The organism is Anabaena subtropica FACHB-260 (assembly GCF_014697105.1).
Classification (GTDB): domain Bacteria; phylum Cyanobacteriota; class Cyanobacteriia; order Cyanobacteriales; family Nostocaceae; genus Trichormus; species Trichormus subtropicus.
Genome location: NZ_JACJRF010000009.1, coordinates 102,932 through 115,864 on the forward strand (window position 1 = coordinate 102,932; position 12,933 = coordinate 115,864).

Sequence of the window (12,933 nt, forward strand, 5' to 3'; positions counted from 1 at the left end):
GTAGTAAACTAAAATTAAAGGCTAATCTGCCAATATTTAGGAAGTCATCAGACTCAGCACTCATAACCTAATATGCTGTCTAAAACCACTCAACTTAATGAATTTAGCGATTTAGAACTAGCCCAAGCCCTCATGGAAAGGCTGAGTATTTCGCCTGACGATTGGCATCGCCTCAAGTCTAACCGCAATTCTCGCGCTAGTGAACAATTAGCAGCCGCTATGGTATTTTTACTCAAAAATCAACCCCCAGAAGCTCTTGCTAGACTAGAACAAGCTGTTGGTTGGTTAAATCGTTCTATATCCGCCCCTCCTTGTCCGTCTCATGGTGATAAGAAAGTAGAGAGTAAGCAGGGCTAAATTCCGAGTGAAATATTATCCACTCAGTATTCAGCACCTATCACTAACTTCATTATCGTCGCAGAGATAAACGGGGGCGGTTTTCCATTTGTTTACACAATCTTAATTCTGTGCCTTTACGATTCCACTCTACTTGGTCAAAAATTTGGTGGAGAAGGCACATTCCTCTACCATTTTCTGACTCATCGGGTGGTAAATAATCTGTGGGATCTTCATCATCACTGGTTGCGGGGCTAAAGCCTTGACCTTGGTCGGATATCACCCACCAATACTGATTATCTATAAGGGAAAAACGGACTACAACTGTTTTACTTGGGTCAAGATTATTGCCATGTTTAGCTGCATTCACTAAGGCCTCTTGCAGCCCTAGTCGCAGTTCTGCTTGCAATTTGGCAGGAATTTCTGCCAACAATAAATCTAATATAGGACAAAGATAGAGGGTTGAGGCGAAACTAATAGTGCCCCAATAACGCCCAACAGGACGGAGGGAAATGGTTATCACGAGAGAAACCCCATAGCTTTCAGTTAGCTAGACATCAGTCTGCTGTTACAGGCACCCTGATAAAAATGGAGGTGGTCATGCTGCCTTCAAACTTGCGTCTTTATTACTAAGTTTTGAAAATGCTGGGGAGCATCGACTCTGTTTATGAAGTTTGATTGTTGATACATAAAACGGCTTTGAGAGTAATAACTGACCAAAAAGTTCTGAGTTTTGTAAGAGTTATGAAATTCTCTTTACATCGCCGATTCTTACTTTAAACAATCTTATTCATGGGTTATTAGAGCCATGCAACTTTAGTTCTTTTAACAAAATGATTTCTATTTTTAAGTTAATTCGATCTTAGCATTTTTACTATGCAATAGACTACAAATTTGAAATTTGAGTTGTTCTCAAGGATTAAATATCCTTATGCAACTGTGATAGCACAAGAAAAGCGGCAGCTTCCACATGAGATGTTTGGGGGAAAAAATCGGCGGGTTGGACGCGTTGGATAGTATATGAGCCATCTTCACACAGTAATTTCAGGTCACGAGCGAGAGTGGCTACTTTACAGCTGACGTAAACGATGCGGGCAGGTTTCGATGCTAATAAAGATTCGATGACAATGCGATCGCACCCTTTACGCGGTGGGTCAAGTAGTACCACATCTGGTATTATTCCCATATTTGGCAGCAATTTCTCAACTGCTCCCACTTGAAATTCCACATTATTAATACCATTGTGTTGAGCATTGCAAATAGCTTGTTGTACAGCTTCTGGTTGCAGTTCTAATCCTATAGCTTGGTGTACCTGTTTAGTTAAAGGTAAGGTTAACGTGCCAATACCACAGTAGGCATCAACTAGGGTCTCATGCCCTTGCAGATTTAGTTCTGACTGAATTACTTGTAATAATGCCTCGGCTGTTTCTGTGAAAACCTGGAAGAATGTATCGGGGCGGACTTGAAATTCCAGTCCAGCAAAAACTTCTTTTAAATAGGGAACCCCGGCAATACATCGGGTTTCTCTGCCAAAAATCGCATTGGTGCGTTCAGGATTGCGATTTAAGGACACTCCTACTAACTGGGGATAGCGTTGGAGCCATTCCTCGGCTTGTTGTTCAATTCCCGGTAAGTTCCAGTCCTTGACTACCAAAGTTAACAAAACTTCACCTGTCCGCCGACCAATACGTAAACCAAGATGACGAATTTGTCCTTGGTGGCGTTTTTCGTCGTAGATAGTCCAGCCACGTTGTTGGATATCTGGCTTAATCTCTGCCAGTAAGGGATTTAAGCGGGGATCTTGAACTGGGCATTGATTTAAGTTAACTAAATGATGGCTACCTTTTTGGTAATAACCAGCTTGTACTTGACCTGTAGCAGAAATATCGAGAGGATAGGTAGCTTTATTGCGATAGCCTAAAGATGAGGATGTTACCAATACGGGATCTACTGGTGGTTCAGCAAAACCACCGATACGTTGTAAAGCTTGGATAACTTGATGACGTTTAGCGATTAACTGATATTCATAATCAATATGTTGCCACTGACAACCACCGCACTTATCAGCCACAATACACCCCGGACGAATACGGTGAGGAGATGGTTCTAATAGCTGGTGAACCTTGCCGTGGGCATATTTGGGCTTGACGTGTATTAAGCGTACCAAAACGCGATCGCCTGGTACAGTATCTGGGACAAACACCACCCGTTCCTCAAACCGTCCCACACCATCACCAGTATCACTCAAGTCGGCGATCGCTACTTCAATCAATTCACCCTGAAGCCAAAGAGATTTAGTCATTAGTCATTAGTCATTAATCAATGGTCATTCGTCCACAGTCCATAGTTAAAATATCTCTCTCATCTCCCTCATCTCCCTATCCCCTTCACTTCTGTACCTCCAACTCGTTAAACTAGCAAATAATACTTCGCGTGATTTAAATAATCATGACTGTAATTAGCCAAGTTATTCTCAAAGCCGACGACGAACTGCGTTATCCCAGCAGTGGCGAACTCAAGAGTATCAGGGAATTTTTGCAAACCGGTGTTCAAAGAACCCGGATTGTTGGTACCTTAGCCGAGAACGAAAAGAAAATCGTTCAGGAAGCAACCAAACAACTTTGGCAGAAGCGTCCTGATTTTATCGCACCTGGTGGCAACGCTTATGGTGAACGCCAGCGTGCGTTGTGTATCCGTGACTTTGGTTGGTACTTACGCCTGATTACCTATGGCGTACTAGCCGGAGACATAGAGCCAATTGAAAAAATCGGCATCATTGGTGTGAGGGAAATGTACAATTCCTTGGGCGTTCCCGTACCCGGTATGGTAGAAGCTATCAATTCTCTGAAAAAAGCCTCTCTGGATTTACTAAGTGCAGAAGACGCAGCCGCAGCTGCACCTTACTTTGACTACATCATTCAGGCAATGTCCTAGTAAATAAAGCTACGCGGAATTCAAAATAGCCTACCACTAGGCTAACGCCTCCGTAGGGAAGGCTTGCGTCAACAAAATTCCAAAAGCTGATTAAGCAAGCTGTTCAATAATTTTGGATGGTAAATTTATTTCCGCAACGCTTTAGTAGTACAAAGTCTGTGCTGATTCACGAGGTGCTTCTGGTTTACTAAATTGAGTCTTAGGTAATAACCTCATAAATCCATAAGATTCTCCTTTGATCATAACCTCCCCACATTTGGTAGTGGCTCTGGCAAGCTCTCTCTCTGTCAAGTTACCAACCAGATGTGGGGAAATTTTATTAGTCATTATTTATTCTAACCCTGCGCCTCCTCCGATTCCCTGACAAGTGTAGGTTTTTCAAGGCGCAATGAGTGATGACTATAAAACCAAGGAAGGCGCAATGAGTGATGACTATAAAACCAAGGAGAGAATCATAGTTTTATAAAACCTGACACCCTGATCCAGAATCCGTTTTTTGTATACAAAGCGTAAAAAACTTACACCTGTGAGCCTCTCAGTTTCCAGTTTCCAAACAAAAAACCGACAACCTTTTGTAAAAGACTGTCGGCAATTAGTGTGTTCCCTATTAATGACTCGGCTAGAGTTCAGTAATACTTAAATATTGTCATCTCGTAGATTCTACGTAAGCGATCTTAATCATAAACATATGTGATTGTTATCACATTATTTTTCCTAATAAGCTGTATCTACCGAAAAATTTATTCTTTTAGTAAAAACAAATACACATAACTTCAAGGTAAGCAAGTATATCTAACGTTTGAAGTAAAATGTAACAGAGCTTTGTTTATCTTATAGCTGGCTAAATGCTTTTGGGATCATTCTATTGGTGGAGTTTTACTGCTACAAGAGCAATTTTTTCCCAGGGATCTTTTTTATCGCCTTACAGACTCCTAAATTTATTTCCATCATCCAAGTTATGAGAATCCATCAACGCCAACTTCAAAAATTTGGTGGTACTGCTCGCATAATAGATACAATAATGCTCTGTCCTGTTGGTGCATTATTTCCATGACCGCCACATCTCCCATTCCCTTTTCCCCCCAAGAAATTGCTGCTGAAGGTATCAAACCAGAAGAATACGCAGAGATTGTCCGACGATTAGACCGTCATCCCAATAAAGCTGAACTGGGAATGTTTGGGGTGATGTGGTCAGAACACTGCTGCTACAAAAATTCTCGCCCCTTACTCAAACAGTTTCCCACCACAGGCCCCCGCATTCTTGTAGGGCCAGGGGAAAATGCTGGGGTTGTAGATTTAGGTGAGGGATTGCAACTGGCATTTAAAATTGAATCTCATAACCACCCTTCGGCTGTTGAACCCTTTCAAGGAGCCGCCACTGGTGTAGGAGGCATCCTTAGAGATATTTTTACAATGGGTGCGCGTCCCATTGCTTTGCTAAATTCTCTCCGCTTTGGTTCCCTAGAAGACCCCAAAACCCAAAGACTATTCTCTGGCGTAGTTGCGGGAATTTCACACTATGGTAATTGCGTTGGGGTTCCCACGGTTGGGGGTGAAGTGTACTTTGATCCCGCCTATTCGGGGAATCCCCTGGTAAATGTCATGGCTCTGGGATTAATGGAAACACCAGAAATTGTCAAATCTGGGGCATCTGGTATCGGTAATCCGGTGTTGTACGTAGGTTCTACCACCGGACGGGATGGCATGGGTGGGGCTAGTTTTGCTAGTGCGGAATTAAGTGATGAGTCAATAGATGACCGTCCAGCTGTGCAGGTGGGTGATCCTTTTTTAGAAAAATCTTTAATTGAAGCCTGTTTAGAAGCGTTTAAGACAGGTGCAGTGGTTGCAGCTCAAGACATGGGGGCTGCTGGAATCACTTGTTCTACTTCCGAGATGGCGGCTAAAGGTGGTGTAGGCATTGAATTAGATTTGGATAAGATTCCTGTGCGGGAAACAGGGATGGTTCCTTATGAATATCTCTTATCAGAATCTCAAGAACGAATGTTATTTGTGGCTCATCAAGGACGGGAACAAGAACTAATTGATATTTTCCACCGTTGGGGGCTACAAGCGGTTGTTGCTGGTAAGGTAATTGCAGAACCCATAGTCAGGATTTTCTTTCAAGGTGCAATTGCTGCGGAAATTCCGGCTGACGCTTTAGCAGAGAATACCCCACTTTACGAGCGCGAGTTACTGGCAGAACCCCCAGAATATGCTCGTCAAGCATGGGAATGGTCTTCTGATTCCTTACCTGCTTGGACAATTGCCGGTATTGAAATTCAAGGAAATCTGCAAAGTTGGCATGATATTTTGTTAACTTTGCTCAATACCCCAACGATCGCCTCAAAAAATTGGGTATACCGTCAGTATGATCACCAAGTGCAGAATAATACAGTTTTCCTACCTGGTGGTGCAGATGCGGCAGTGGTGAGATTAAGACCCCTGGAAGGGCAAGAGAAAATTACTAATGCCCTAAGTGGTGTTGCGGCTACTGTTGATTGCAATCCTCGTTATGTTTACCTTGATCCCTATGAGGGTGCTAAGGCAGTGGTGGCAGAAGCAGCCCGGAATCTTAGCTGTGTGGGTGCAGAACCTCTGGCGGTGACTGATAACTTAAATTTTGGTAGTCCAGAAAAACCCATTGGTTATTGGCAATTGGCGGAGGCTTGTCGAGGTTTGGCGGAAGGTTGCCGAGAATTAGCAACACCAGTTACTGGTGGTAATGTCTCTCTTTATAATGAAACCCTTGATCCTCAAGGCAATCCCCAGCCGATTTACCCAACTCCAGTTGTGGGAATGGTAGGGTTGATTTCAGATTTAACCAAAATTTGCGGTCAAGGTTGGCAAGCCGCAGGTGATGTTATTTACCTTTTGGGAACATCTGCCAGCAGTTTAGGCGCATCGGAATATTTAGCTACTATTCACGGCACTGTAGCGGGTAGACCTCCACGGGTAGATTTTGAGTTAGAACGCCGCGTGCAGAAAGTTTGTCGTGAGGGTATTCGTTCTGGTTGGGTACGTTCAGCCCATGATTGTGCTGAGGGGGGTTTAGCTATTGCCGCAGCAGAATCTTGTCTTGCTGGCAACCTGGGGGCGCAAATTCACGTAGAGGTTTCCGCAACTCAGTTACAACGCCTGGATGAAGTGCTGTTTGGTGAAGGTGGGGCCAGAATTTTAGTTTCTGTAGCATCCACACAACAGGAAACGTGGGAATCCTATTTACAGGAACATCTAGGAGAAAATTGGCAAAAATTAGGCATGGTTGAAAATACTGATGCAGGTTTGACGGTTTTAACTACTGATAATCAAACCTTAATCCACGTTAGTATCGAAGAAATGAATGATATTTATCAAAATGCGATCGCTAGGCGATTAGCAATATCTAGTACAACCACCTGAGAAGTTAAGGGAGCAGGGAACAGGAGCCAGAGAAATAATGTCTTACTGACAACTCCCCACTCAGGACTCAGGATTCCCCATAATCTTAATTCTCTGAAATTGATAGCATCTTTAATCACAATTAGGGTACTGTTTTAATAGATGGTTAAAGATATATTAAGAAAATTCCGCAACTATCCTTAGACATAATCCCAGTGACCCAATAATTTTTAATTCGTAATACCGCTACGCGGAAGCAAGCTACGTAGTTCGTAATTCAGCGTAAAAGCCCTCAATTGATTGATGGAAAACCAAAAATTTTACTGTTTGCTGCGAAACCCCGCCATGATTGGTGGAGTAAAAATTACGAATTACGAATTATTAATTACGAATTATTTTGACTTGATACCCCAACCAGGAGCAAAGCTAGCATGATTCCCATCGATTCCGTCACTTTGGATGAATCCCCCAATCAGACTAACAACCCAAGCCATAGTCAAGAAAATCGTCCTGACAAGCCAGAAGAAGCTTGCGGAGTTTTCGGCATTTACGCCCCAGGAGAAAATGTTGCGAAACTGACCTACTTTGGATTGTATGCCTTGCAACATCGGGGTCAGGAATCAGCTGGCATTGCCACGTTTGAGGGTACACAAGTTCACTTACACAAAGATATGGGTTTAGTGTCCCAAGTCTTTAATGAGTCGATTTTAGAAGAGCTGCCCGGCAACATCGGCGTTGGTCATACTCGCTACTCTACTACTGGTTCCAGCCGCAAAGTTAATGCCCAACCGGCTGTACTGGACACACGTTTAGGTAAACTCGCTTTAGCACATAATGGCAATTTAGTCAATACTGTACAACTGCGAGAAGAGTTAATTAATAGTAACTGCAACCTAGTAACAACCACAGACTCAGAAATGATTGCTTTTGCGATCGCTCAAGCAGTGAACGCAGGTGCAGACTGGTTAGAAGGTGCAATTCAAGCATTCCATCGTTGCCAGGGCGCTTTTAGTTTAGTGGTTGGGACTCCTGTTGGCGTGATGGGGGTACGTGACACAAATGGGATTCGTCCTCTGGTAATTGGGACTTTGGCTGGTAATCCCGTGCGTTATGTTTTATCTTCGGAAACCTGTGGTTTAGATATTATTGGCGCTGAATACTTACGCGATGTTGAACCAGGTGAAGTAGTTTGGATTACGGAAGAAGGTTTAGCTTCCTATCACTGGAGCGAACAGCCCCAGCGTAAACTGTGTATCTTTGAGATGATTTATTTTGCTCGTCCCGATAGCCAAATGCACAATGAAAGCTTATACAGCTATCGGATGCGTTTAGGACGGCAACTGGCAGCCGAATCCTGTGTAGAAGCTGATATTGTTTTTGGTGTACCTGACTCTGGTATTCCTGCTGCTATTGGATTTTCTCAGGCTTCTGGAATTGCTTATGGTGAAGGGTTAATTAAAAATCGGTATGTTGGGCGTACCTTCATTCAGCCAACCCAAACCATGCGCGAGTCAGGAATTAAGATGAAACTCAACCCCCTCAAAGATGTCTTGGCGGGTAAAAGGGTGATTATTGTCGATGATTCCATTGTCAGAGGAACTACTAGCCGCAAGCTGGTTAAAGCCTTGCGTGAAGCTGGTGCAGCCGAAGTACATATGCGGATTTCTTCACCACCAGTAACTCATCCTTGTTTCTACGGAATTGATACCGATTCTCAAGATCAGTTAATTGCTGCTACGAAGTCAGTAGAAGAAATTGCCAAGCAGCTAGAAGTTGACAGCCTTGCTTATCTCAGTTGGGATGGAATGTTAGAAACAACAAGAGAAGACAAAAATAGTTTCTGTTCTGCTTGTTTTACTGGTGATTACCCTGTTACTATTCCTGAGCAGGTGAAGCGGTCTAAGTTAATTTTAGAAAAGGTAGTAGTTTAGGGATTGGGAACAAATTAGTGCTGAGTTGAGAATTTCACTCAGCACTCCCCTATTTTCAACACAGAGGAACGCGGAGTATGGAAAGATGTACGCGACAATAAGTTCCCTGAATAGGGGCTGCAAATTTTAGTGCATCTTAGCCGCAATATCCAGATCATCGCTTTTTAGTTGACCATCTTCCATATATATGATGCGGTCGGCAATATCTAAGATGCGGTTGTCGTGGGTAACTAGCAAAATTGTACAACCTTGTTCTTTGGCTAGCTTTTGCATGAGTTCCACAACATCGCGTCCTGATTTTTTGTCTAGGGCGGCTGTGGGTTCGTCTGCTAAAACAATTCTCGGATGACTGACGAGGGCGCGGGCGATCGCTACCCGTTGTTTCTGCCCCCCAGAAAGGTTTTCGGCATAGTAATTTACCCTATCCCCTAAACCAACAGTTTCTAACATAGCGATCGCTTTGGTGTTGATGTCCTGATTTAAATACTCATCATGTAGTTCTAGGGACATTCGCACGTTTTCTTTTGCAGTTAAAAATGTCATAAGGTTATGGGCTTGGAATATATAGCCAATCTGGCGACGCAGTTTAGTTAACTGCTGCTTGTTAGCTCCACAAATTTCCTGTCCTAAAATTTTCAGACTCCCTTCTTGCGCTGAACGCAAGCCACCCATCAAGGTTAATAGAGTGGTTTTACCTGAACCTGAAGGCCCCGTCATAATGACAATTTCACCAGTATTAATATTCAAATTAATGTCAAATAGGACTTGTTTACAAAGCCCCCCTGAACCAAAGTAATGATTGAGATTGCTGACTGAAATTACAGGTTCTAAAGCCGAGGATTGGGAATTGGCTAGTAGAGATTCTTGTAACATAAACTTTTTCAGGGGAGTAGAGAGAGTTAAAGAAGATGAGGGCAAAGGAAAATAACTATGGACTAAAAAACATCCGCAGGATCAGCAGAGCGTAGTTTTCGCATAGCGATCGCACCGGAAAAGGTACACATGATAATAGTGAGAATAAATACAGTTATTGCCCGTTCTAGCTTCATGGCTATGGGCAGCATAGTTGCAGCGTAGGTAACTTGATATAACCCAAAGGACAGAATATAAGCTGGGAGATAACCAAGGACGGCTAGTAACAATGCTTCTTGCAGTAGGACTACTAGAAGATAGCGATCTGTGTAGCCCATTGCTTTGAGAGTGGCGTATTCTGGCAGATGGTCGGAAACATCAGAGTAGAGAATCTGATAGACAATCACGATACCGACGATAAAGCCTACTCCCACACCCAACCCGAAAATGAAACCGATACCAGTACCGTTTGCCCAGTAGTCTTTTTCAGTTTGAGCAAACCCTTCTGGAGTCAAGACTCTGACATCATTGGGTAGCCCTGCGGCTAGTTGCGATCGCACTTTTTCTGGATCTGCTCCCGCCTTGAGGGTGATTAATCCTACTTCGATACGGTCTGCTTTTCGTTCGGGAAATAATCTTAAAAATGTGGAATCACTGGCGATGACATTACCATCAGCCGCAAAGGAGGCTCCATTACTAAATACACCACTAACATTGATGCTGATATTATTTAGTTCTGTCTGAAAGTTGTTGGTTTTCTTGAATATATCGCCAACTGCTCCGTATTCTGGACGACCAGCCTGATCAAATAAGACTTGGTTTAACTGTTTGATTTGACTCTGATTTTTTTTGATTTCTGGAAATGTAAAAGCCGATGTTGCCGGATCTATACCCCATACTAAGATGGCTCGATCCTGACGAGTTTCGGGATTTTTCCACTGTCCTGTGCCTATGTAGAGGGGGGTTACTGATTGCACACCCTCATAACCTAATGTCTGATATAGCCGCTCTCTAGAAAAGCTTTTTACCGAAAACAGAGTTTGAAATTGAGGATTAATCAACACCAAATCTGCTTGTAAATTGCGATGAGGTTGTACTGCTGCATCAAACAAGGCACTTTCAAAACCTAGCTGAATAAACATCAACATATCAGCAAAAGTAATACCTGCAACAGCAACCGCCAGCCGAGTTTTTTCCTTCATTAACTGCCGCCAAGCTAGCGGAGTTTTGTGAAACATTTTGGCAAACATCATATTATTTAGTTATTAGTTATTGGTTTTCTTCTCTCCCTGCTCCCCTGCTTCTTCTCCCACTCCCTACAGTTCAATTGATGTTTGTACTTGCAAGTTGGTGAAACCTGAAACTTGTTTGCTGTCTTCGGGATTGAGGCGAATTTTGACTTCAACTACTCGGCTATCGAGATTTTCTCCTGGCTGATTGCTAAATACGTTTTGTCGCCTTACTTGTAAGCCGATGTGGGAAACTTTTCCTCGCAGTTCACCTGCAAAAGCTTGGCTGGTAATTACGGCTGGTTGTCCTAGTTTCACTTTACCGATGTCGGTTTGATAGACTTCGGCAACGGCTAGCATTTGAGTGGTTTGTGCTAAGTCAGCAATGCCGTTATCACTAATTTTTTCGCCGACACGGGTATGAATTTTGAGAATCTGTCCAGCTATTGGGGCTTTGATGTAAGCCGCTTCTAGGTCGGTTGTGGCGCGTTTGAGGGATGCGATCGCACTTTCTACTTCTGTTTGTGCTGCTTGCACATCGACTGATCTAACTTCGGCAATACTGGTAAGTGTGGCTTTGGCTTCGCTAATTTGTTTGTTACCAGTGGCGTTAATCCGGTTAAGGGCAAATTTGGCTTCGGCTAGTTGTTTGCTAGCGGTGGTGTTAATCCGATTCAATACTGCGTTGGCTTCGTCTAGTTGCTGTTTGGCAGTTTCCACACTCAAGCGTCTACTATCAATTGCTGAACTAGAAATTGCTCCTTCTGAGTAAAGTTGCTGATAGCGTTGATACTCGGCTTCCGCATTCTTCAGTTCTGCTTCTACCCTCTTAATGGTGGCTTCTTGGGCGGTTCTGTCTCCTTGCCATTGCGCCTCTATCCTGGCTATGCTTTCTTGCTGCTCTGTTCTGTCGCCTTGGGATTGGGCTTGTAGACGCTCTACACTGGCTTGCTGGGCGCGAATGTCACCAGTTTTAGCTCCAGCTTTAACTTGATTGAGTTTGGCTTGAGCAACGCGCACTTGTTTCTCAGCTTGGAGTACGGCGGTTTGCAAGCGGGCGCGAGAGTCTAAAATTGCTACAACTTGTCCAATTTCAACTTCATCACTCTCTTTAACTAAGATTTGGGCGACGCGATCGCCATCTAAAGCCAATGGTGCAGATAGACTGATAACTTCTGTTTCCGGTTCTAGCCTACCTAGAGCAGTTATCTTAGGAGCGATCGCCTCAGTCGGTGCAGCATCGGATGCAGCAGTTTTATTAACTTGCCCAAACTGAGTAACTGCATAAAAAACAATTCCCGATGTAATGGCAGTAGCAGCAATTACTAATGCTATTACTCCTTGATTAGCAGGTTTAAATAATAGTTTTTGACTCATATTCCCCTCACAAAATAATTTTATTTAGGCTGTAAATTAGAATTAATTTAAATGAGAATTATTCACTTGATTTATTTGGTTGTGCTGTAGGTAAAGTGTCAGCATTTTTCCTAGCAAGGCACATTGTTCTTGAAAATCTATTGTTTGATTACACCAGAGTTTTTCTAAAATTAAGCCATTAGCCAAGCTTAAGACAAAGGAAGCTATAACCATATCTTGAATGCCTAAAAAATCACATACGGCTTGCTGGTAACGTCTATTAACACGCTTGAATACAATGTTATTTCCGACTTCATTTGTATCTTGATGTTGACAAAAATCTACCCAAATATACGTCCATTTAATACAATAATCTTCGTGCTTTACTAAATATCTACCTAAGGCTATCATTGCCTCTTCTATTGTTTTTGCTCCATCCATTTCAGCTAATGCTGCACTCACATCTTGTTGACTGATTTCTTCTACTAGTTGCTCAAACAATGCTTGTTTACTAGGGAAGTAGTGATACAAGGTACCTGTAGAAACTTTTAAGCTTTGAGAAATCTGCCTCATGGTGATGGAACCGTAACCTTTCTCAGCAAATAAATCAAAGCATTTACTGAGCAGTTCTTTTCGATATTGGTCATGGTTAACAATCTTAGGCATAATTACGGATTATTTATATCGAACGCTCGTTATATTAACGTATAACTATTTTTATTTGTTAGTCAAGTGCTGACTGGAAACTTGTATTAAACTACTGCGAAAAAATTATCAGCCTCTAAAAAGTCTCTTTGACTGTGGGCAAACAACTGTTAAAAAAATATTAAACTGCTACACATTTCTTAATTTATTCTAGGTTCCTAGCGCTGTCAAGGCTATGTCCAAGAACTAGCATGAAGAAGGCAGAAGGTAGA

General features: G+C 42.8%; 10 protein-coding genes. 4 read left to right on the forward strand and 6 right to left on the reverse strand.

The features are described 5' to 3' along the window. The first annotated feature begins 72 nt into the window (after positions 1 to 72). A complete protein-coding gene (locus tag H6G18_RS07780; protein WP_190406515.1) occupies positions 73 to 357 on the forward strand; it encodes a DUF6439 family protein in 285 nt (94 codons plus the stop codon). 52 nt (positions 358 to 409) lie between these two features. Here the strand turns inward: H6G18_RS07780 and H6G18_RS07785 are convergent, their stop codons facing one another. Both H6G18_RS07785 and rlmD read right to left on the reverse strand, forming a co-directional pair. Beyond that, complete coding sequence (locus H6G18_RS07785) at positions 410 to 859, reverse strand: ATP-binding protein (protein WP_190406516.1); 450 nt, start codon at positions 857 to 859, stop codon at positions 410 to 412. A 396-nt stretch (positions 860 to 1,255) separates the two neighbouring features. Continuing rightward, on the reverse strand, positions 1,256 to 2,638 hold the full coding sequence (rlmD, locus tag H6G18_RS07790) for a 23S rRNA (uracil(1939)-C(5))-methyltransferase RlmD (RefSeq protein WP_190406517.1): 1,383 nt from the start codon (positions 2,636 to 2,638) through the stop codon (positions 1,256 to 1,258). A gap of 146 nt (positions 2,639 to 2,784) precedes the next feature. On the opposite strand from rlmD, the gene H6G18_RS07795 reads away from it, so the two are divergent. The 3 genes from H6G18_RS07795 (at position 2,785) to purF (ending at position 8,579) form a co-directional block, all read left to right on the forward strand. After that, positions 2,785 to 3,270 carry an allophycocyanin subunit alpha-B gene (locus H6G18_RS07795; RefSeq protein WP_190406518.1) on the forward strand — a complete coding sequence of 162 codons (486 nt, stop codon included), beginning with the start codon at positions 2,785 to 2,787 and terminating at the stop codon, positions 3,268 to 3,270. Positions 3,271 to 4,320: 1,050 nt separating this feature from the next. Continuing rightward, a complete protein-coding gene (purL, locus tag H6G18_RS07800) occupies positions 4,321 to 6,669 on the forward strand; it encodes a phosphoribosylformylglycinamidine synthase subunit PurL (protein ID WP_190406519.1) in 2,349 nt (782 codons plus the stop codon). A gap of 410 nt (positions 6,670 to 7,079) precedes the next feature. Further along, positions 7,080 to 8,579, forward strand: a complete 1,500-nt coding sequence (gene purF / locus H6G18_RS07805) for an amidophosphoribosyltransferase (RefSeq protein ID WP_190406520.1) — start codon at positions 7,080 to 7,082, stop codon at positions 8,577 to 8,579. A gap of 126 nt (positions 8,580 to 8,705) precedes the next feature. On the opposite strand, the gene H6G18_RS07810 is transcribed toward purF, so the two are convergent. The 4 genes from H6G18_RS07810 to H6G18_RS07825 form a co-directional block, all read right to left on the reverse strand. After that, the gene (locus H6G18_RS07810) at positions 8,706 to 9,452 is read right to left on the reverse strand and encodes a DevA family ABC transporter ATP-binding protein (RefSeq protein ID WP_190406521.1); all 747 of its coding nucleotides are present in this window, start codon (positions 9,450 to 9,452) and stop codon (positions 8,706 to 8,708) included. 62 nt (positions 9,453 to 9,514) lie between these two features. After that, positions 9,515 to 10,681, reverse strand: coding sequence for an ABC transporter permease DevC (gene devC, locus H6G18_RS07815; protein WP_190406562.1), 1,167 nt, complete (start codon positions 10,679 to 10,681; stop codon positions 9,515 to 9,517). 66 nt (positions 10,682 to 10,747) lie between these two features. Further along, entirely contained in the window at positions 10,748 to 12,037 is a 1,290-nt protein-coding gene (locus H6G18_RS07820; RefSeq protein ID WP_190406522.1) for an ABC exporter membrane fusion protein, read from the reverse strand. 42 nt (positions 12,038 to 12,079) lie between these two features. Continuing rightward, a complete protein-coding gene (locus H6G18_RS07825) occupies positions 12,080 to 12,682 on the reverse strand; it encodes a TetR/AcrR family transcriptional regulator (RefSeq protein ID WP_190406523.1) in 603 nt (200 codons plus the stop codon). Between the last annotated feature and the right edge of the window lie 251 nt (positions 12,683 to 12,933).